Raw genomic sequence first — 18,221 nt, forward strand, 5'->3', positions numbered from 1 at the left:
GAACGCCGACGATCCACCGGGCGTCAGCGGGAGACGCGGTCGAGAAGCCAGTAAACGAGGGCCGCGACGGCGACGACGATCACCGCGACCGCGGAGAGGAGACCGGCGACGCGGGGAAACGACAGCCAGAACGCGGCGTAGAAGGCGAGCGAGAAGGCGAACAGGCCGACGACCAGCAGTCCGCGCGAGGGGTTCTGTGCGGCGGCGACGAACGCGCGCTGGAGGATCGAGAGGTCCCCGAACTCGGGGACGTCCTCGGGGTCGACGTCGTCGGAGAGGGAACCCGAGTCCGCCGGATCGGTCGACTCGTCGTCGACGGAACGGTCGGTGTCGGTCACGGGGTCGCGTAGGGACCGAGGGATCCTGTACCTATCGCTTGCCGAGTCGGCGGCGGTCAGAAGCAGGAGTCACCGGTCAGCCGAAAACGCCGGTGACGAGGAGGGATCCGAGGAGGAACGCGACCAGCGCGACCGCGAGATTCGACGCCGCGACGACCGCTGCGGCGCGGTTTCCGGTCTCGCTCGCCGCCCGAACGGTTTCGACCGCGAACGACGAGAACGTCGTGAACGCGCCGCAGAAGCCGACGCCGAGGACCAGCGCCGCCGTCGATCCGATCGGTGCTGCGGAGACGGCGCCGAGCGCGAGGCTCCCGAGCGCGTTGACGAGGAGGACCGACCGGTGACCTTCGGTCCGGAGTCCGACCCAGTGCCGAGAGGCTGCGCCGAGGGCACCGCCGACGCCGACGAGCACGGTCGCGACGAGCGGCGAGACGGTCATCGTCGGTCCCGCCCTCCGACGGCGAGTCCGAGCGCGGCCGCGGCGAATCCGGTCGCGTAGCTGACGGCGACGTACCACGCGCCGGCGGGCGTTCCGAGCGCGACCGCGTCCGAGACGAACGTGCTGTACGTCGTGAACGAGGAGAGCGCGCCGGTCCCGACGAACAGGCGGGTGCGGTCGCCGGACGCGCGGGTCAACAGGAGTCCGAGCGCGAACGATCCGGCGACGTTCGCGACCAGCGTCCCCGCGCCGGTCGCGGTGCCGCCGAGGACGGTCAGGCCGCCTCCGGACGAGACCGCGGCGAGGACACCGCCGACCCCCACGTCGACGGCGTGTCTGGCGACCGCGCCGAGGAACCCCCCGACCGCGACGAGCAGGAACCCGTACGGCGTCCGTTCCATGCGCGAGAGTGTCGCCGGGGCGGCTTGTGCGTTCTGAAGCGCGTCAGCGCGGTTCCGAGTGCGACAGCCGGCTCGCTCGCGGACTCTCCCCCTCGTGGGACGTTCTGCGCTCTCGGATCGCGACCGTGTGGGCCGTCTCAGTGGCGTCGTCGACGACGAGCGCCTCGCCGACCCCCTCGGGGAGCCGCGCGGCAAGGTCGCCCGCGAGGTACGTCGCCTCCGCCTCGGCCAGTCGGTCGACATCGCGCGCGGCCGTGAGCCGGTGGGAGACGAGGAGATCTGACTGCGAGACGGCGACGCTCGGGAGGGCTGCCGGCCGCTGAGTCGCACAGACGAGCGAGACGCCGGGCGCCCGGCCGCGGGTCAGAAGCGTTCGGAGCGCCGGCTCCGCGACGCCGTCGAAGAAGGCGTGCGCCTCGTCAACGAGCAGCCACGGGAGCCGCGAGAGGCCACCGTCGATCCGCGCGTCGTAGAGGCCGCGGGCGACCGCACGGACGACGGCGGCAGCGGCCGCGTCGGGGACGCCGGCGAGGTCGAGTACCGCGGGGTCGCCGTCGGCTGTGAGGGACGCGACCGACGGCGCGTCGGCGTCGAAGACGCCCCACGAGGCCGCCAGTCGGAGGTGGTTCGCGGCGGCGCGTCGGGTCTCCGCCGGCGCGTCGGCCGCGGCGACCGCCTCCCGGAGCGTCGCGAGCGACGGTGACGGGGACTCGCCGGCCGCCGTCGACGCGGAGTCGCCGACACCGACCGCGTCCCCGTCACCGTCGTCGACCGCGTCCGCGACGACGCGCCAGACGAGGCTCCCGGGTCCGCTCGCCGAGTCGAGACCGAGCAGGTCCGGCCACGTCGACGGGGGTATCGAGGCGGGTCGGACCGCGGGGTCGACGACGCGGCCGCCGGCCGCTTCGAGACCGTCGAAGACGCCCATCGGGTCGACGACGACCGGCGCGACGCCGTCCGCCTCGGCGAGTTCCTCGGCGAGGACCCCGAGCGTGTACGACTTCCCCGTCCCGCGCTTCCCGAAGACGACCCCCGCGTGCGGGCCGTCAAGGTCGACGCCGACCGCCGCGCCGACGCTCCCGTCGCGGGCGAGGAAGGATCCGATCCGGGCGGTGTGGGGCGGACGGTCGCCGTCGTGGTCGGTCGCGTCCTCGGATTCTGGTTCCGGCGGCGCAGTCGGTCGCGTCCTCGCGATCGAACTCCGTCTCGTCGCGGCCGAGTACGTACACGCGACCGGGTGGTCTCGGTATCCGGTAAAAGCGGTCGGGTCGCCGGACCGGAGCGCGTTTCGGGGTCCGATCCTTTATAACCGATACCGCGGCCAGCGAGGCGTATGTCCGATCGAACACACGACTCGCGCACCGCGAACCGCCGGACGTTCAGCACCGACACCCGCGCGATCGAGGGGCTTCCGGTCCGCCTCGTCATCGCGCTCGTCGTCGGGGTCGCCAGCCTCAGCGTGATGATGGGAATGATCGGCGACATCGACGGGCTGGCGGCGACCGAACTCGACGCGCAGCCGCAGCCGGAGGTGACCACGCCCGGCGACCAGTCGATCGACGTCGCCGTCGTCGACCCCGACGGCTCCCGCGTCGCGGATGCGACGGTCATCGTTCGGGGCGGCTCCGCGCGGATCGACGGGGTCGCCACCGCGCGGACGAACGGCGAGGGAGTCGCGAGCGTCGACGTGGACCCGGAGCTCGGTCCGAATCAGGCGGACGGGACCCTTACGGTCGACATCAAGCCGCCGGCGGAGGGCGACTACGTCGACGAGCGGGGGAACACAGAGGTGCTCGTCGTCGACGAATGAGACGCTCGAAGGGCGTGTGGTCCCGTCAGATGCGGTCGTCCCAGTCGATCCAGTCCTGTTCCCAGCCGTGTCGGCGGCGACGGCCGCGCTCGGCGTGTTCGGCGTCCTCCCGGCGGGTCCGATTCCGTTCCATCCCGGGCTGTTCGCCCTCGACGAGCATCGGCTGGAGCCGTGCCGGTCCGTGCGTCTCGACCGTCTCGAACCCGGCCGGCGCGGGGTCGTCGTCCGCGTCGTCGCCGGTTGTGGGCGCGTCGTTCGGATCCGAGTTCGCGGCGGGCGAGGGCGTTATCGCCGCGACCGTCTGAAGCCCCGCGCCGCGCGGGTAGGCGATCCGGCCGTCGGGCGCCAGCTGCTCGCAGAGGGCGCGCGGCGGTTCGACGACGGCGGCTTCGAGGAGGATCCGGTCGTACGGCGCGTACGCCGGGAGTCCGTCCGCGCCGTCCGCGCGGTCGACGAGGACCGCCCCGTAGCCCGCCGCGTCGAGGTTTGACCGCGCGGCGACGACGGCGGACCGGTCGATGTCGACCGCGTGAACGCGACGCGCACCGGCGATTTCCGCGAGCATCGCGACCGAGTAGCCGATTCCGGCGCCGACGACGAGGACGGAGTCGCCCTCGTCGGCGTCGAGCGCGGTGACGAGCCGAACCACCGTCTCGAGCGAAAGCGAGTGAGGGTCCTCGCCGTCTGCGGCGCCGCCGCGGGGGAATCGTCCACGAAGGGGTCGCGCGGGACGCGCTGGAGCGCGGTCAACACGGACGGCTCGATCGGCTCGCCGATTCGGTGTTCGAGCCCCTCGATCATGTCCGCCCTGAGCGACGCGTCGTCCATGAGCGACCTCGGGACTCGGTCCTCTAAAAGCGTGCGTTCGCCGAGTCGATACCGCGATCGGATGGCTGCCGTCGCGGCAGGCATCGGCTACCGCATCGGGACGAACCGCACGCCGCCGTGGTCCTCGCGGTCGACGCCGTCCTCGCGGACCGTGAGTCGGACGAGCCGCTGGCCGCTCCCCTCGCGGACGGGGGCGACGACGCGACCGCCCGGCCGGACGCGGTCGACGATCGATTCCGGGACCGAGTCGGGCGCCGCGCAGGTGAGGTAGGCGGCGTCGAACGGGGCCTCGTCGCTGAACGCCTCGCGCGCGTCGCCGGCCGCGACGGTCACGTCGTAGCCGAGGCGGTCGAGTCGCTCGCGGGCGTCCGCGGCCAGTTCGGGAACTCGCTCGGCCGAGAAGACGTTCCCGGGACCGACGACCTCGGCGACGACCGCGGCGTGGTAGCCGCAGCCGGCCCCCACCTCGAAGACGCGGTCGCCGCGCTCGATGTCGAGGAGATCGGACATCAATGCGACCATGTGCGGCGCGCTGACCGTCTGATCGTGACCGATCGGGAGCGGACGGTCGTCGTACGCCGAGGCGCGGTGCGGCTCCGGGACGAACTCGTGTCGCGGGACAGCGCCGATCGCCGACAGCGTCCGCTCGCTCACGTCGAGGCGTCGGCCGAGCGCGTTCACCAGCTCGCGTCTGGCGGCCGCGTGGTCGGCGTCGTTCATGCGAGTAGTTAGCACAAGGAGAGTGGAGAAAGCATCGGCCGAAGGGCGAAACGAGTTCGGTCAATCGGCGGGCGATTTTGTCAGTTCACGTCGATCCGGTGTCCCTCGTCCGTATCGAGGGCGTCGAGGGGGATCGTCACGGTGAGCACGCCGTGACGGTAGGTCGCGGCTGCGTCCTCGGGGCGGACGGTCGCGGGGAGGTCCACGGTGCGGGTGACCGACTCGTGGCGCCGCTCGCGGCGGAGGTACCGCCGGTCCGCGTCCTCGCGTTCCGCGTCACGCTCGGCGGCGATGGTGAGCCGGCCGTCGTCGGTGCGAACGTCGATTCCGTCGCGGTCGAAGCCCGGGAGGTCGGCCACCACAACGAACTCGTCGTCGTACTCGGCGACGTCGATGTCGGCGGTGCGGAGGTCGCGGCCCCACGTTCGCTCGCCCGAGAAGGGGGAGCGGCCGAGGAACTGCTCGATCTCGTCGAAGGGATTCGTCGTGTTCATACCAACGGAAAGGCGCTGTGAGGTATTAAAGAGCGAGTGAGGCGTGCTATCTCGCGGCCGCAGCGGGGAGCGAAATCGAGTCCGAGGGCGCGACCGGGACTCAGCTGACGTCTATCGTGTGCCCGCGGTCGTCGTCGGGCGAGCGCTTGGGGAGCGTGACGGTGAGCACGCCGGCGTCGAAGGAGGCCGTCGCCGCGTCGGCCTCGACCGGCTGCGGGATCGGGACCCGCCGGGAGACGGAGCGAAGGCGTCGCTCGCGGCGGTGATAGCGGACGCCGTCGTCGGTCTCGCTGTCGCCGTCGTTCGCGTCGGCGCCTTCGGCGTCCTCGCGTTCCGCGTCGCCCTCGCCGGCGAGGTCGAAGTCGGTCGACTCCTCGCGGGAACCGGCGATCACGAGCGCGTCGTCGCGGAGTTCGACGTCGACATCGTCGGCGTCGAACCCGGGGAGGTCGGCGACGACGGTGATCGACTCGTCGTCTTCGATCACGTCGACGTCGACGTCGCGGGCGCCCGGGAAGCGCGGGACCTCGGGACCGGTCCCCTCCAGCGTTCCGCCGAGCTCCTCGAACTCGCGGCCCATCCGTTCGAGCAGGTCCTCGATCTCGTCGAAGGGATCGCGTCGGGTCATACAGGTCAGGATTCGTGACGGAGCGTCTTGAACGTACTGGCGGATCTCGGTCTCGGAGGACCCAGCGGCGAGCGCAACCAGACACCGTTCCGTAACCGAGTCCTTTTCTGGGGTTCCCGAGAACGACTCCGCCATGTCCGCCGTCACGATCGACGACGTCGAGGCCGCCGCCGAGCGGCTCGCCGGCACCGACATCGTCCAGCGCACGCCCGTCGAGCGGAGCCGGTCGCTGAGCGAGCGGTGCGGCGCCGACGTGCGCCTGAAGATGGAACACCTCCAGCGAACCGGCTCGTTCAAGACGCGCGGCGCGTACAACGCGATCTCACAGGCGGTCGCGGGGAACGCCTCTGAGGCAGACGAGCCCGCGATCGAGCGCGTCGTGGCCGCGAGCGCGGGCAACCACGCGCAGGGGGTGGCGCTGGCGGCGTCGGACGCCCGGATCGACGCGACGATCGTGATGCCGGAGTCGGCACCGGCGGCGAAGATCGAGGCGACCCGCGCGTACGGCGCCGAGGTCGTCCTCCGCGGGAGCGCGTTCCCCGAGGCGATGGCGCACGCGCGGACGCTGACCGACGACCCCGGGACGCGGTTCGTCCACGCGTTCGACGACCCGGACGTGGTCGCCGGACAGGGGACCCTCGGATTGGAGGTGATCGGCCAGGTGCCGGACGCCGACACCGTCCTCGTCCCGGTGGGCGGCGGCGGACTCGCGGGCGGCGTCGCGACCGCGGTGAAGGCGCGCTCGCCTGAGACGCGGGTCGTCGGCGTTCAGACGGAGGGCGCCTCCACGCTCTCGGAGAGCCTCGCGGCCGGCGAGCTCGTGACTCGCGACGAACCCGACACGATCGCGGACGGCATCGCGACCGGCGGGCTGAGCGACCTCACCTTCGGCCTCCTCAAAGAGCACCTCGACGGAGTCGTCGTCGTGAGCGACGACGACGTGGCGAACGCGATCCTGCTGCTCTTAGAGCGCGCGAAGCAGATGGTGGAGGGCGCGGGCGCGACCGCGGCGGCCGCCCTCCTCAACGACGACGCGCTCGACGAACTCGATCTGGGCGGGGAGACCGTCGTCCCCCTCCTCTGTGGCGGCAACATCGACGTGACGACGCTGAAGGAGGTGGTGACCCACGCCCTCGTGGAGCGCGACCAGCTCATCGAGCTCTCCGTCCGGATCGACGACACGCCCGGGACGATGGGCGAGATAGCCACTCTGATCGGCGGGGAGCGCGCGAACATCCGAACGGTGCGCCACGAGCGCAGCCGCCCGGACCTGCCGGTGGGCGACGCCGACCTCGTGTTCGAGGTGGAGACGAACGGCCCGGCCCACGTCGACCGGGTCCTCAACGCGGTTCGAGAGGCAGGCTACGAGGTGGCGTGGACGACGCAGGAAGTGTGAGAGGTAGGATCGTCAATTTATAAATAGAACCGCGGTGGCGCGTGCCTCCGAGTGGCCGCCGAAGGCGGCCGCGAGGAGCACGCGCGAGGGAGTCGGCCGACCGGAGCGAAGCGGAGGGAGGCCGACGAGGCTGGGGAGGCGTGAGGCTGCGGTGCGGTGCTGTGCGGGTGGGACTCAAAGGGGCAGTCGCGAGGGCGCCGTAGGCGACGCAAGCACCGCAACGAGGGAGCGAACAAAGTGAGCGACCGAGTGAGGAGCGCAGCGAGCGTACGGTGCCCTCGCGACTGGGGCTTTGGCGGTGTTCGCGGTGGAGCCGTTGTCGGCTATTTATAAGTGAGCGATTGGGGCTTCGGAGGTGTCCGTCACCGATCCACCGCCGATACCGACTAATTATACCCGAGTAGACGAACCGCCAGAAAACTCGTCTACGTCGTCTCGCTCGATCCGACGATTTGAAACGCTCACCTCGGCAACGGAGTCGTAATGAGTCTCGTCGTTACCGACACCCTGGAAGACGAGCGCGTCGAGTTCACGGCCGACGGCGACGTCACGCTGTACGTCTGCGGCCTGACGGTGTCGGACGACCCCCACCTCGGCCACGCCCGTCTGTGGTTCCACGCGGACGTGCTCCACCGGTGGCTCGAACACGTCGGCTACGACGTGCGCCACGTCGAGAACGTCACCGACGTCAACGAGAAGATCACGGCCCGCGTCGGTGAGCGCGACGACTGGGCCGCGGAGCGCGACGTGGCCGAAACGTTCACCGCGACCGTCTTCGACGCGATGCGCGGGCTGAATCTGTTGCGCGCCGAGGTGTACCCCCGCGTCACCGAACACGTCCCGGAGATTGTCGACCTCGTCGAGACGCTGATCGAGCGGGGGTACGCCTACGAGTCGAACGGCTCCGTCTACTTCGACGTGACCAGCTTCGACGAGTACGGCAAGCTCTCGAATCAGGAGCTGGACGCGCTCGAAGCGCAGGGCGAGCCGGACGAGCGTTCGGAGAAGCGCAACCCGTCGGACTTCGCCCTCTGGAAGGCCGACGGCGTGAGCGAGACCGCGGCGCGCGAGCACGCGAAACACGACCACGGCGCGGAGACGCCCGACGGCGAGACGTGGGCGTCCCCGTGGAGCGAGGGGCGGCCGGGGTGGCACGTGGAGTGCTCGGCGATGTCGACGACGCACCTCGGGGACACCCTCGACATCCACATGGGCGGGCGCGATTCCGTCTTCCCGCACCACGAAAACGAGATCGCGCAGTCGGAGGCCGCCACCGGCGAGGCGTTCGCGCGCCACTGGCTCCACGTCGGCCTACTGGAGATGGACGGCGAGAAGATGTCCTCCTCGATCGGTAACTTCTGGACCGTGCCGGACGCCCTCGACGAACTCGGCGTCAACGTCGTCCGCACGTTCTACGCCGGAGCCGCCTACCGCTCTGAACAGGCGCTCACTGAGGAGACGATCGCCGAGGCGGAGGAGCGCTGGGAGCGCCTCTCGCGCACCTACGACCGCGCGGTCGAGGCGCTCGACTCGACCGAGTCCCGCGCGAAGGCCGCGGACGACGACCTCCGCGAGGCGGTCGCGACCGCGCGCGACGACTTCGCGGCCGCGATGAACGACGACCTCAACCTCCGGGAGGCGACCGCGGCGCTCTTGGACCTCACCGACGCGGTGAACCGGCACGTCGACGCCAACAGCGATTCCGCCTACGACTACCGCGGCCTCCGCGAGGCGGTCGAGGCGTTCGCGGCCCTCGGCGGCGACGTGCTCGGCCTCCAGTTCGAGTCGCCGAGCGAGGGCGACGTTGACCTCGCCGGCGAGCTGGTCGAACTCGTCCTCGACGTGCGCGAGACCGAGCGCGAGGCCGGTAACTACGAGCGCGCCGATGAGTTGCGGGACGCGCTACAGGAGGTCGGCGTCGAGATTGAAGATGGTCCAGACGGCGCGACATACCGATTCGAATAGGACGCCGAGTCAATTTTCCTCGAAGTACCCGAGGTGGCGATAACCGCCGAATAGTCGGGTGCTTGCTGATAAATCGTTGTTAGCAGGGCTGCGGTAAACACCGCCAAAGCCCCAGCCGCTCGGCGATAAACCGTTGACGACGGATCAGCGATGAACACCGCCAAAGCCCCAGCCGCTCGGCGATAAACCGTTGACGACGGATCAGCGATGAACACCGCCAAAGCCCCAGTCGCGAGGACTCGATGCGCTCGCTGCGGTCCTCAGTCGCTCGTTTCACTCGCTCCCTGCGGTCCTTGCGTCGCGCGTCTTCGTCCTCGCGACTGCCCCTTTGAGTCCCGTCCCGCACAGCGCCTCACGCCTCCCCAGCCTCGTCGGCCTCCTTCCAGTCGGCCGACTCCCTCGCGCGTGCTCCTCGCGGCCGCCTTCGGCGGCCACTCGGAGGCACGCGCCACCGCACAGCACCGAAGTCGAATCCTCAGTCCAACACGTGTTCGGTGTCGTACGACCCGAGCACCTTGACCCACCCCTTGTCGGCGATGGCCTCGATGTCCTCGACGGCCTTCGCCATGTGGTCCTCGTAGAGACCGGCGTCCACGTCGAAGTGGAACAGGTAGTCGCCGAGGCGCTCGCCGCTCGGGCGCGACTCGATCCGCGAGAGGTTGAGGTTGCGGTCGGCGAACGCCTCCAGCAGTTCCAGGAGGAGACCCGGGTAGTTCGCGTTCGGGTAGACGATCAGCGTGGTCTTTCCGCCGGCGTCGGAGCGCGCTGACTCGGGCGCGACGACGAGGAACCGGGTCGCGTTCGAGGTGCGGTCCTGGATGTCCGCCGCGAGGATAGAGAGGTCGTCGCCGGCGTTGTCGGGGTGGCCGATCCCGGCGACGCGGGCGTCCTCGCGGGCGCGCTCGACCCCGCGGGCCGTCGAGGCGACCGCTTCGAGACCGGCGTCCGGGTAGTTCGCCTCCAGCCAGTTGCGACACTGCGCGAGCGCCTGCGAGTGGCTGGCGACGACCTCGAACTCGTCGTCCTGCGCGAGGAGCGCGTGCCGGATCGGCGTGACGACCTCGCGGGTGACGGACACGTCGTAGTCGGCGAGCGCGTCGAGGCTCTCCGTGACGGAGCCCTCGATGCTGTTCTCGATGGGGACGACCCCGCGCTCGAACTCTCCGTCGGCGACAGCGTCGACGATGGCGGTGACCGATTCGCGGAACGACACCTCGGCAGCGACGGCGCGCGCGGCGCGGTGCGAGTACGTGCCGGCGGGACCCAGCGTGACGGCGTTCATTACGACAACGTATCGGGGGAGGTGAGAAAAGCCTGCGGGGCGCGGCGATGTTTCCGGGGCGCGGCAGTCCGAAATGGTTCGTCGTGGAACCCTATTCCTCGTCCGGGTCGGTCGGCACGCCGCCGAGGTTCCCCCCGTCGTCGAATCGCTTGGCGCGCAGGAAGCGCGCGCGGTAGCGGTTCGCGCCCTCCTTCGTGTCCGCCTCGCGGATCTCGTCTGTCCGGCCGTCAGCGACCGCCTCGATGATCTCCTCGACCTGCTCCTTCTCGCTCGGAGTCAAGTCGAACTCGTAGGTGCGCTCCTGCTCGCTCTCCAGCCGCGTCCACTTCCGCGCGGCCGACACCACCACGGAGCAGGGCTCGCGGCAGGGGAAGACCCCGTCGCCGCCGTCGACGTCGAGGTCCGTCTCCTCGTCGTACTCCCACTCGCGGCGCTTGAGACACTGCGAGTCGGCACAGCAGGCCTCCGCGACCCAATCAACGTGCTCGTGGCCCTCGCCGCGGTCCCACGTCTCCACGACGCCGTAGATGCCCGACTGGCGCTCCATCGTCTCGCGCCAGTGGCTCACGTCGAGCTCGCCCTCGCGCTCGCGGTGCCAGTTGGCGACCGTCGCGGGGTAGATCGTCTCGACCGTCTCGTAGAGGTTCCGGGGACCCAGCTCGGGGAAGACCCAGCCGCCCGCGAGCGACGGCGCCGTCTTGAGGGGGCGGTATCGTCCTTTCTCGTCGAAGGTGACCAGTTCGCGCGCGTCGAGGGGATCCTCGTGCGTCTCCAGATCGTCGACCGAGACGCCGGCGTCGTCGGCGTGGCGCACGTCGTAGCGACGCTCTCCGCGGTCGGTGATCGTGGCCGTAATCCGCAGTTCGCCCCACGCGCGCTCGATCCCCTCCGCGAGCGCCGCGTACCGGGTCGCCACCGTCTCGCCGTCGGCGTCCTCGATCCACCGGACCAAGGCGCGGCGCGGCCCGAACTCGCCGACGACCCGCTCGAAGGCGTACCAGTCCGTCACCGCTGGGGCACGCTCCGACAGCGCCTCGTGGAGTTCGCGCTCCGACAGCCCGGTCCGTCGGTCGCCGTCGGCGACAACGTATCCGTCGTCGCTGCGAGCCACGCTGAACCCCTCGAACCGGAGCGGCGCATCCGAGTCGCGGTCGTCGAGCGCGTCGAGGACCGCGTCGAACGCGTCGCCCGGGAGGTCGATCTCGGGAACTTCCGGCCCGTCGTCGCCCGCCTCGCCCTCGTCGGTCGTGGAGGTGGCGTCGCTCACGGTCAGTCCCCCGTGGCGACGCGGGTCGTCTCGCGCACGTCGTCGAGCGCGGTCCCGAGGTCGGCGCCGGCGTCGGCGGCGCGCTCCAAGACCACGTCGGCCATGAGCGGCTCCGTCCCCACCGCGCCCGCGTACCAGATCCGGGTGCCGTCGACCTCGGCGGGCACGTCGTACCCCTCGGTGTGGTCCTCGCAGAGACCGACGTCCTCCGGGATATCCTCCTGTGTGTGGTAGCCGTCGGCGATGAACAGCGGGACCAAGACCACGTCGTCGCTCTCGAAGTGCTCGGGGAGGTCGTCGACCTCCGGCTCCTCGTCCATGTACAGCGCCTTCACCTCGTCGAAGCGGTCGCGCTCGGCGATCCGGTCGGCATGGTACTCGATCGCCTTCGCCGAGTTCTCGTTGCGCTCGGTGCCGTGGCCGACGACGGCGAGACCGAAGTCGTCACCCACGTCGGGGTCGCCGGTGACCGACTCCGCGCGCCGGACGATCACGTCGGTCATCGCCCGGTGGGTCCCCACCGGACCGCAGTAGTGGACCTCGCGGTCGATGTCCTCGGCGACGAGGGTGGCCTGGTCGGCGGAGAGACCGTCCGAGTCCCACTCGGAGACGTCCCACCCCTCCAGTCGAAGCTCTCGGGGGATCACCTGCTCGGTGAAGTACCCCTCAGAGACGAACAGCGGGACGACGTAGATCTCCGACCCCTCGACGGTGCGGAGCACCTCCCGGAAGTGCGGCTCCTCCTTCCAGAAGCCGGTGCGGACCTCGTCGAACGCGCCGGTCGCGCGGATCGTGTCGGCGTGATCGTACGTCGGCGCGCTCGACCCGGGGTTGAGGTGCGAGCCGTGCGCGACGATGACGAGCGATTGCATACCCGTTCTGGGGTCGCGCCGCTCTTAGGGACTTCGGAGGCTGCGAGAGGACGGGAACCGCCGACCCGTCGCCGCCGAGTTCGGGCCGACCGAAAGTTCGAGCCGACCGAAAGTTCGGACCGACCGAAACGATCTTGCCCGCCCGACGCGCAGCCCCGCGTATGTCGCTGGCAGCCGAGACGCGGGAGGCGGTCCGAGCGCACCCGTTCGTCCGGGACGCGCTCCGCGCCGGACTGGTGAACCACAGCGCCGCCGCGACCTGGCTCGCCGAGCGGGCCGACCTCGACGGCGACCCGGACGCGATCGCGGCCGCGCTCCGGCGGTTTCGCGAGGAGTTGCCGGCGTACGAGACGGAATCCCGGAGCACGAGCGTGTCGATGCGGAGCGGAGTTGAACTGATCGACGGCGCGGACGACGGCGGTGAGGAAGAGGTCCTCCTCCGGGTCGGCGACGCGGCGGTCGTCGACGGCGGCGACCGCACGGCGATCCTCGCGACCGGCGGCGTCGACGCCGCGGCGTTGGCGGCCGCGCTCGGTCGGCTCGCGGCCGCGGACGTGGACGTCGCGGCCGCGGCGACCGCCGGCGAGGCGCTCGTCTGCGTCGTCTCCCGGCGCGACGGCGCGACCGCGGTGCGGGTCGTCGAGGCGGCGCTGGGCGCGGTGCCGGAGCGATAGGGCGGGGCACCGGCGGGAGCGAGCGCGGCGCGGGACGGCGAGTCCGGGACGGGTTTTAAGCGCTCCACGGCCGCAGTCGATCGCGTGTTGCGCACCATCGCCTTCGTCGCGCACGTCCTGTCCGGCGCCGTCTGGACCGGCGCCGCGCTGTTCGTCGTCTACGCGGTGCTCCCGCGAGCGAGCGACGGAACCCTGTCGCGCGAGGGGTTCGTCGACGCCGCGCACCGCCTGCTCATGATCACGCGCTGGACGGGCGTCGCCCTCCCGGTCACCGGCGCGTACCTCGTCTGGCTTCTCTACCGTCCGCTGGAGCTTCTGACCGGCACGGCACGCGGATGGGCCGTCCTCGCGATGCTGTCGCTGTGGGGCGTCATGAACGGACTCGTCGAACTGGGCGTCCTCCGGATGCGCCGCGAGGTCGACCCCGACGTCGGGTGGGGAGAGTACATGGCCGAGGGGTTCCCGGTCGAAGCGCTCGACGGGATTGGGGCTGCGCCCGGGTCCGCCAGATTGGCGGCCGTCGCTCGACCGTACCTGCTGGCGAGCGCCGGACTCGCCGTCCTGCTGCTCGTCGACGCCGCGCTTCTGGCGGGCGGGATACCGGCGTGACGAGACGCCGGCGGACACGTATATAAACGGAACAAAATCGGCTTCCTCGAAGCGATAGAGATCAATGCTAACTCTTCGCATGAATTAGAGGCGAACGCGTCGGAGTCGTGCGGTTTCGGTCGAAGACGTTCGGCGGCGCTCGTTCGCGTGCGGTCGCCCCTCACCGAGAGGTTTATATAGAATCACAATCAATCAAACGCTGTATGAGTCAGCGAATGCAGCAGGGCCAGCCGATGATCATTATGGGCGAGGACGCCCAGCGCGTCCAGGACAAGGACGCACAGGAGTACAACATCTCCGCGGCGCGCGGCGTCGCCGAATCCGTCCGCTCGACGCTCGGACCGAAGGGGATGGACAAGATGCTCGTCGACTCGATGGGCGACGTCACCATCACCAACGACGGCGTCACCATCCTCCAGACGATGGACATCGACAACCCGACCGCCGAGATGGTCGTCGAGGTCGCCGAGACCCAGGAGGACGAGGCCGGCGACGGGACGACCAGCGCGGTCGCCATCGCGGGCGAGCTGCTGAAAAACGCCGAGGACCTCCTCGAACAGGATATCCACCCGACCGCGGTGATCAAGGGGTTCAACCTCGCGAGCGAGTATGCCCGCGAGCAGGTCGACGAGGTCGCGACGGCCGTCGACCCCGACGACACGGAGACGCTGCGTAACGTCGCCGAGACGTCGATGACCGGTAAGGGCGCGGAGCTGGACAAGGACACGCTCGCCGACCTCGTCGTCCGCGCGGTACAGGGCGTCACGGTCGCGGCCGACGACGGCTCCCACGTGGTCGACCTGGCGAACCTCAACATCGAGACGCGCACCGGTCGCGCGGCGGGCGCGTCCCGCCTGCTCACCGGCGCGGCGATCGACAAGGACCCCGTCCACGAGGACATGCCGACCGACTTCGAGTCGGCGAACGTGCTCCTCCTCAACGACCCGATCGAGGTCGAGGAGGCCGATGTCGACACCTCCGTCAACGTCGACTCGCCGGACCAGCTCCAGAAGTTCCTCGATCAGGAGGAAGAGCAGCTCCGCGAGAAGGTCGACAGGATCGTCGAGTCGGGTGCCGACGTGGTCTTCTGTCAGAAGGGCATCGACGACCTCGCGCAGCACTACCTCGCGAAGGAGGGCATTCTGGCGGTCCGCCGCACGAAGAAGTCCGACCTGACCTTCCTGAAGAACGTCCTCGGCGCGCCGATCGTCACGGATCTGGACTCGCTGACCGCAGACGACCTCGCGGTCGGCTCGATCGAGCGCGACGACGACGAGGAGCTGTTCTACGTCGAGGGCGAGGACTCCCACGGCGTCACGCTCCTCCTGTACGGCACGACCGAGCACGTCGTCGACGAGCTGGAGCGCGGCATTCAGGACGCGATTGACGTGGTCTCGACGACCGTCTCCGACGGGCGGACCCTGCCCGGCGGCGGCGCCGTCGAGGTCGAGCTGGCGCGCCGGCTTCGCGACTACGCCGACTCCGTCGAGGGGCGCGAGCAGCTCGCGGTCGAGGCGTTCGCGGACTCCCTCGAACTGATCCCCCGTGTGCTCGCCGAGAACGCGGGTCTCGACGCCATCGACCTGCTGGTCGACCTGCGCGCGGCCCACGAGGCCGGCGACCAGAACGCCGGACTCGACGTGTTCGCCGGCGAGGTCGTCGACACGGCCGACGCGGGCGTCGTCGAGACGGCCCACGCGAAGGAGCAGGCGATCGCCTCCGCTGCCGAGGCGGCGAACCTCGTCCTGAAAATTGACGACATCATCTCCGCGGGCGACCTCTCGACCGCGGGCGGCGACGACGAGGGCGGCGCCCCCGCCGGCGGCATGGGCGGTATGGGTGGCATGGGCGGCGCTATGTGAAATCTGTCGGAGACAGATTTCCATAGAGCGTCAGGCTCCGCCTGACGAAGTCGATGTAAGCGAGGTTCCTTCGGAACCTCGAACGGCGAGCGCCGTAGCGACGATTTCCGGACGATTCCCGCGTTCACACGCTCCGTTTTCCCCGTTTTTGCGCGACAGTCGACGAGTGTCCGCCAGGTCGGAGCGGCGCGGCTCGACCGCGCTCGCCGCCCGTGCGCGTCGGACGCATCCGCGGCCGCACCTCTTTACCGATCCGGACCGTATGGGTCGGTGATGGCAAACCTGACTCTCTACGAACTCGAAGGCTGCCCGTACTGCGCGAAGGTGAAGACGAAGCTGGCGGACCTCGAGCTGGAGTACGACTCGGTGATGGTTTCGCGCTCGCACGGCGAGCGCACGGAGGTCGAGGAGGTCTCCGGACAGACCGGCGTCCCCGTTCTCGTCGACGAGGAACACGGGGTCGAGGGGATGCCCGAGAGCGACGACATCGTCGAGTACCTCGAAGAGACGTACGGGAACGCGAGCTAAGGCGGCGGTCCCGGGCGCCGCGACCGCGGGAGGCGCGGCTGCGGGAATCGCGGTCGCGGGAGGCGACGCCGAGCGAACGAGAGGCTATTTATTCGGCGGCGGCGACGTGGCGGGCGTGCGACTCGTTCACCGTCCCGATTCCGGGTCCGAAACCGTCCTCGCGAGCGACGTCGACGTCGCGCGCTCGACGCTCGAACAGGCGCGCGGGCTGATGTTCCGGCGGTCGATCCCGGACGACTACGCGCTCGTGTTCCCGTTCGACGAGCCCGACACGCAGTGGCTCCACATGCTTTTCGTGCCGTTCGCGATCGACGCGGTGTGGCTCGTCGACGGCGAGGTGACGGCGAAAAAGCGGCTTTCGGCGTTCGTCGGACTGGGTCGCGGCCGCGCCGACACCGTCGTCGAACTCCCGGCGGACGCGGCCGAGTCGGTCGCTGTCGGCGACGAACTGCGGCTCGTGGAGTGATCGGGGGCGCCGCGGTCGACTTACGTCGCGTCCTCGACATCGTCCGGGGTGAAAAGCTCCGCGTCGTCGGGCGGCTGTCCCTCCTCGGCGCGCAGCGACAGCTCGATCCGGCTGCCGCCGGCCTTGCTCTCGGCGATGTCGAGGCTCCCGCCGCCGGCGGTGACGATCCAGTTCACGTACCAGAGACCGAGCCCGCTGGCGTGTTCGAGCGGCGTCTCCTCGCCGGTGAGGACGGCGCGCTCGGCCGGGGGGATTCCGGGGCCGTCGTCGGCGACGACGAGCGAAACCCACGACTCGCTGGGTAGCTCCGCGGCCGAGATCCGGACCTGCGGATCGTCGGCGTCGTTGTGTCGGACCGCGTTGTCGACGAGTTCTGTGATCGCCTCGGGGAGGAACGCGACCGCGGAGACGACGAGCCCCTCGGGGACGTCGACCCCGATCGCTCCCCGGGCGCGGACCGCCGGGTCGAGCGATTCGAGCGCCGCGTCGACCGCGGGCGCGAGCGCCACCGGCTGCGGCGACGGGCGGTGGGAGAGCAGGCGTTCCACCTTCCGCGAGGTCTCGCCGAGGCGCAACAGCCGCTCCGCGGTGTCGACGACCCGTTCGAGCTCCGCGGTCAGGTCCGGGTCGTCGATCGCTTCGATGGCCCGGCCCGTGAACCCCGTGACCACGTTGAGGTCGTTCCGAAAGTTGTGACGCAACACGCGCGTCAACACCGCGAGCCGCTCCTCCCTGAGCGACGCCTCGGTGAGATCCTCGCCGACGCCGACCGCCCCCACGACGCGGCCGGCGTCGAGTATCGGACCCATCGAGAGCCGGTACGGGACGCGCTCGCCGGAGCGCGTGAGCAGCCTCGTCTCGCAGGTAACGACCTCGCCGTCGCGGTACACCCGGGAGAGCGCCTCGCCGACGGCGCTACCGGCGGTGTCGTCGAACAGCGACGTGAGCGCCGTCCCGGACAGCGCTTCGGACTCGTAGCCGGAGTCGGCCGCCAACCGGTCGTTCCACCGGGAGAGCGTCCCCTCCTCGGTACAGCGGAACAGCGCGAGCGGGACGGTCTCGGCGAGCGCGTCGACGACCCGGCGCTCCGCATCGCGCTCGGTCTCGGCCGCGACGCGCGCGGTGGCGTCCGAGAACCCGGCGACGAGCCATTCGTCGCCGGCGATCGTCGCCGCGTGGAGTGCGGCGTCGACTCGCAGTCCCGGGTCACCGAGCCGGACCTCCCACTCGAACCGCGTGGTCCGAGAGGCGGAGCCGTCGGAAACGGTGGAATCGGCGTCCGGCGCCGCGGTGGCGACGACGTCGGCGATTGGCTCGCCGTCGACCGTGACATCGGTCTCGCCGACGTTCGGGAGACCCATCAGCGTCAGCGTGCCGCGGTCGTAGCCGAGGAGGTCGGCGGCGGGATCGTTCGCAGCGCGGATCGCCAGCGTGTCGGGGTCACAGACGAGCGTCGCGGTCGGCACCGCCTCGACGAACGCGCGGAGGATCCCGGTCGCGCCGGCGGCGCCGCTCGACGACGGCCGATCGTCGGTCGGCGGATCCGCGTCGCGGTCCCCCATCTGTCGGCAATCGAGACACTCCGTCCATATGTGTTTATGGTTTTATGGGTCGCACCGACCGCGGGAGGAGACGACCGGGA

19 protein-coding genes and 1 pseudogene are annotated in these 18,221 nt (G+C 70.4%); 8 read left to right on the plus strand and 12 right to left on the minus strand.

Features of this window, described 5'->3' with window-relative positions:
- Window positions 1–23: 23 nt before the first annotated feature.
- The 4 genes from ACODNG_RS06490 to ACODNG_RS06505 all read right to left on the minus strand — a co-directional run bounded on the left by ACODNG_RS06490 (window position 24) and on the right by ACODNG_RS06505 (window position 2,373).
- Window positions 24–338, minus strand: a complete 315-nt coding sequence (locus ACODNG_RS06490; protein WP_434522908.1) for a hypothetical protein — start codon at window positions 336–338, stop codon at window positions 24–26.
- Window positions 339–414: 76 nt separating this feature from the next.
- Window positions 415–777, minus strand: a complete 363-nt coding sequence (locus tag ACODNG_RS06495; protein ID WP_434522909.1) for a fluoride efflux transporter FluC — start codon at window positions 775–777, stop codon at window positions 415–417.
- The gene (locus ACODNG_RS06500) at window positions 774–1,178 is read right to left on the minus strand and encodes a fluoride efflux transporter FluC (RefSeq protein WP_434522910.1); all 405 of its coding nucleotides are present in this window, start codon (window positions 1,176–1,178) and stop codon (window positions 774–776) included. The genes ACODNG_RS06495 and ACODNG_RS06500 overlap by 4 nt, the downstream gene beginning before the upstream one ends.
- 43 nt (window positions 1,179–1,221) lie before the next feature.
- The gene (locus tag ACODNG_RS06505) at window positions 1,222–2,373 is read right to left on the minus strand and encodes an ATP-binding protein (RefSeq protein WP_434523068.1); all 1,152 of its coding nucleotides are present in this window, start codon (window positions 2,371–2,373) and stop codon (window positions 1,222–1,224) included.
- Window positions 2,374–2,511: 138 nt separating this feature from the next.
- On the opposite strand from ACODNG_RS06505, the gene ACODNG_RS06510 reads away from it, so the two are divergent.
- Entirely contained in the window at window positions 2,512–2,988 is a 477-nt protein-coding gene (locus tag ACODNG_RS06510; protein WP_434522911.1) for a DUF7382 domain-containing protein, read from the plus strand.
- A 25-nt stretch (window positions 2,989–3,013) separates the two neighbouring features.
- On the opposite strand, the pseudogene ACODNG_RS06515 reads toward ACODNG_RS06510, so the two are convergent.
- The 4 genes and pseudogenes from ACODNG_RS06515 to ACODNG_RS06530 all read right to left on the minus strand — a co-directional run bounded on the left by ACODNG_RS06515 (window position 3,014) and on the right by ACODNG_RS06530 (window position 5,658).
- Window positions 3,014–3,816, minus strand: a pseudogene (locus tag ACODNG_RS06515) (protein-L-isoaspartate O-methyltransferase family protein).
- Window positions 3,817–3,903: 87 nt separating this feature from the next.
- Window positions 3,904–4,536 carry a protein-L-isoaspartate(D-aspartate) O-methyltransferase gene (locus tag ACODNG_RS06520; protein ID WP_434522912.1) on the minus strand — a complete coding sequence of 211 codons (633 nt, stop codon included), beginning with the start codon at window positions 4,534–4,536 and terminating at the stop codon, window positions 3,904–3,906.
- A gap of 80 nt (window positions 4,537–4,616) precedes the next feature.
- A complete protein-coding gene (gene hsp14 / locus ACODNG_RS06525; RefSeq protein ID WP_434522913.1) occupies window positions 4,617–5,030 on the minus strand; it encodes an archaeal heat shock protein Hsp14 in 414 nt (137 codons plus the stop codon).
- 100 nt (window positions 5,031–5,130) lie between these two features.
- The gene (locus tag ACODNG_RS06530; protein ID WP_434522914.1) at window positions 5,131–5,658 is read right to left on the minus strand and encodes an Hsp20/alpha crystallin family protein; all 528 of its coding nucleotides are present in this window, start codon (window positions 5,656–5,658) and stop codon (window positions 5,131–5,133) included.
- Between the two features lie 133 nt (window positions 5,659–5,791).
- Between ACODNG_RS06530 and ilvA the strand changes: the two genes are divergently transcribed.
- Window positions 5,792–7,054 carry a threonine ammonia-lyase gene (ilvA, locus tag ACODNG_RS06535; protein WP_434522915.1) on the plus strand — a complete coding sequence of 421 codons (1,263 nt, stop codon included), beginning with the start codon at window positions 5,792–5,794 and terminating at the stop codon, window positions 7,052–7,054.
- Window positions 7,055–7,537: 483 nt separating this feature from the next.
- Window positions 7,538–9,019 carry a cysteine--tRNA ligase gene (cysS, locus tag ACODNG_RS06540; RefSeq protein ID WP_434522916.1) on the plus strand — a complete coding sequence of 494 codons (1,482 nt, stop codon included), beginning with the start codon at window positions 7,538–7,540 and terminating at the stop codon, window positions 9,017–9,019.
- A 475-nt stretch (window positions 9,020–9,494) separates the two neighbouring features.
- Here the strand turns inward: cysS and pheA are convergent, their stop codons facing one another.
- The 3 genes from pheA to ACODNG_RS06555 all read right to left on the minus strand — a co-directional run bounded on the left by pheA (window position 9,495) and on the right by ACODNG_RS06555 (window position 12,440).
- Entirely contained in the window at window positions 9,495–10,301 is an 807-nt protein-coding gene (pheA, locus tag ACODNG_RS06545) for a prephenate dehydratase (RefSeq protein WP_434522917.1), read from the minus strand.
- Window positions 10,302–10,392: 91 nt separating this feature from the next.
- On the minus strand, window positions 10,393–11,568 hold the full coding sequence (locus tag ACODNG_RS06550; RefSeq protein WP_434522918.1) for a DR2241 family protein: 1,176 nt from the start codon (window positions 11,566–11,568) through the stop codon (window positions 10,393–10,395).
- Window positions 11,569–11,570: 2 nt separating this feature from the next.
- The gene (locus tag ACODNG_RS06555; RefSeq protein WP_434522919.1) at window positions 11,571–12,440 is read right to left on the minus strand and encodes a CbiX/SirB N-terminal domain-containing protein; all 870 of its coding nucleotides are present in this window, start codon (window positions 12,438–12,440) and stop codon (window positions 11,571–11,573) included.
- Between the two features lie 161 nt (window positions 12,441–12,601).
- On the opposite strand from ACODNG_RS06555, the gene ACODNG_RS06560 reads away from it, so the two are divergent.
- The 5 genes from ACODNG_RS06560 (at window position 12,602) to ACODNG_RS06580 (ending at window position 16,579) form a co-directional block, all read left to right on the plus strand.
- Entirely contained in the window at window positions 12,602–13,114 is a 513-nt protein-coding gene (locus tag ACODNG_RS06560) for a DUF7523 family protein (RefSeq protein WP_434522920.1), read from the plus strand.
- 84 nt (window positions 13,115–13,198) lie between these two features.
- A complete protein-coding gene (locus tag ACODNG_RS06565) occupies window positions 13,199–13,723 on the plus strand; it encodes a copper resistance protein CopD (protein WP_434522921.1) in 525 nt (174 codons plus the stop codon).
- A 215-nt stretch (window positions 13,724–13,938) separates the two neighbouring features.
- Window positions 13,939–15,585, plus strand: a complete 1,647-nt coding sequence (gene thsB, locus ACODNG_RS06570; RefSeq protein ID WP_434523069.1) for a thermosome subunit beta — start codon at window positions 13,939–13,941, stop codon at window positions 15,583–15,585.
- Window positions 15,586–15,858: 273 nt separating this feature from the next.
- Window positions 15,859–16,113, plus strand: a complete 255-nt coding sequence (locus ACODNG_RS06575) for a glutathione S-transferase N-terminal domain-containing protein (RefSeq protein ID WP_434522922.1) — start codon at window positions 15,859–15,861, stop codon at window positions 16,111–16,113.
- Window positions 16,114–16,219: 106 nt separating this feature from the next.
- Window positions 16,220–16,579 (plus strand): DUF192 domain-containing protein, encoded by a 360-nt coding sequence (locus ACODNG_RS06580; RefSeq protein WP_434522923.1) that lies wholly within the window; start codon window positions 16,220–16,222, stop codon window positions 16,577–16,579.
- 20 nt (window positions 16,580–16,599) lie between these two features.
- On the opposite strand, the gene ACODNG_RS06585 is transcribed toward ACODNG_RS06580, so the two are convergent.
- Window positions 16,600–18,141 carry a PAS domain-containing sensor histidine kinase gene (locus ACODNG_RS06585; protein WP_434522924.1) on the minus strand — a complete coding sequence of 514 codons (1,542 nt, stop codon included), beginning with the start codon at window positions 18,139–18,141 and terminating at the stop codon, window positions 16,600–16,602.
- Between the last annotated feature and the right edge of the window lie 80 nt (window positions 18,142–18,221).

This window comes from Halorubrum sp. AS12 (genome assembly GCF_051122765.1).
In the GTDB taxonomy this organism is placed as follows: domain Archaea; phylum Halobacteriota; class Halobacteria; order Halobacteriales; family Haloferacaceae; genus Halorubrum; species Halorubrum trapanicum.

What these genes read in the sequence shown, in the direction of transcription:
- ACODNG_RS06495 (WP_434522909.1), bottom strand. Translation starts at nt 777, where the DNA reads ATGACCGTCTCGCCGCTCGTCGCGACCGTGCTCGTCGGCGTCGGCGGT.
- ACODNG_RS06500 (WP_434522910.1), bottom strand. Translation starts at nt 1,178, where the DNA reads ATGGAACGGACGCCGTACGGGTTCCTGCTCGTCGCGGTCGGGGGGTTC.
- ACODNG_RS06510 (WP_434522911.1), top strand. Translation starts at nt 2,512, where the DNA reads ATGTCCGATCGAACACACGACTCGCGCACCGCGAACCGCCGGACGTTC.
- ACODNG_RS06520 (WP_434522912.1), bottom strand. Translation starts at nt 4,536, where the DNA reads ATGAACGACGCCGACCACGCGGCCGCCAGACGCGAGCTGGTGAACGCG.
- hsp14 (WP_434522913.1), bottom strand. Translation starts at nt 5,030, where the DNA reads ATGAACACGACGAATCCCTTCGACGAGATCGAGCAGTTCCTCGGCCGC.
- ACODNG_RS06530 (WP_434522914.1), bottom strand. Translation starts at nt 5,658, where the DNA reads ATGACCCGACGCGATCCCTTCGACGAGATCGAGGACCTGCTCGAACGG.
- ilvA (WP_434522915.1), top strand. Translation starts at nt 5,792, where the DNA reads ATGTCCGCCGTCACGATCGACGACGTCGAGGCCGCCGCCGAGCGGCTC.
- cysS (WP_434522916.1), top strand. Translation starts at nt 7,538, where the DNA reads ATGAGTCTCGTCGTTACCGACACCCTGGAAGACGAGCGCGTCGAGTTC.
- pheA (WP_434522917.1), bottom strand. Translation starts at nt 10,301, where the DNA reads ATGAACGCCGTCACGCTGGGTCCCGCCGGCACGTACTCGCACCGCGCC.
- ACODNG_RS06555 (WP_434522919.1), bottom strand. Translation starts at nt 12,440, where the DNA reads ATGCAATCGCTCGTCATCGTCGCGCACGGCTCGCACCTCAACCCCGGG.
- ACODNG_RS06560 (WP_434522920.1), top strand. Translation starts at nt 12,602, where the DNA reads ATGTCGCTGGCAGCCGAGACGCGGGAGGCGGTCCGAGCGCACCCGTTC.
- thsB (WP_434523069.1), top strand. Translation starts at nt 13,939, where the DNA reads ATGCAGCAGGGCCAGCCGATGATCATTATGGGCGAGGACGCCCAGCGC.
- ACODNG_RS06575 (WP_434522922.1), top strand. Translation starts at nt 15,859, where the DNA reads ATGGCAAACCTGACTCTCTACGAACTCGAAGGCTGCCCGTACTGCGCG.
- ACODNG_RS06585 (WP_434522924.1), bottom strand. Translation starts at nt 18,141, where the DNA reads ATGGGGGACCGCGACGCGGATCCGCCGACCGACGATCGGCCGTCGTCG.